Source organism: Paenisporosarcina sp. TG20 (genome assembly GCF_000286315.1).
In the GTDB taxonomy this organism is placed as follows: domain Bacteria; phylum Bacillota; class Bacilli; order Bacillales_A; family Planococcaceae; genus Paenisporosarcina.
In genome coordinates, this window is sequence record NZ_ALJG01000018.1 from 1 (window position 1) to 610 (window position 610).

The 610-nt window shown below is 32.3% G+C and carries 1 protein-coding gene; it reads left to right on the forward strand.

Going from position 1 to position 610, the window contains the following annotated elements:
* Window positions 1-48 precede the first annotated feature (48 nt).
* On the forward strand, window positions 49-610 hold a 562-nt coding region (locus B371_RS0100095; RefSeq protein WP_237721480.1), incomplete at its 3' end, for a transposase.

Here is a 610-nt window from a genome sequence, read left to right on the forward strand (position 1 = left end):
AATGATCTTCTCCTCTTTGATCGCGGCTATCCTTCCCTTGATTTCTTTTTGTATCTCTATGAATCTAACGTGAAATTTGTTATAAGAATTCCTAAAAACTCATATAAGAAGTTGATTGACCCGTCATTATCTGATCAAATCGTTAGATTTAACAAAAAAGGAAAAAGCATACATTTACGTGTATTGAAATTCAAATTAGATTCAGGCATTGAAGAAATTTTAGTCACCAATCTCATGGACGAAGCAATGGATGTAGAAGCATTCAAATCTCTTTATTTCAAACGTTGGGGGATCGAGACCAAATATGATGAATTAAAAAATAAATTGCAAATTCAAAAATTCACTGGTGATACACCTATTTCAATTAAACAAGACTTTTATGCGTCAATCTTTCTATCTAACATGACCTCCCTAGTTAAACAAGAGGCCGATGAGTTGATAGCAAAAGAACAAGAGCCCAAGGAATTGAAACACGAGTACACAGTCAACATGAACATCCTAATCGGTAAACTAAAGAATAAATTGGTACAAATTATTTTAGAAAAAAGTCCAAGGAAACGTAAGGCGTTGTATAAAAAATTAATGGAAGAAGTTATTCGAAACAAAAATC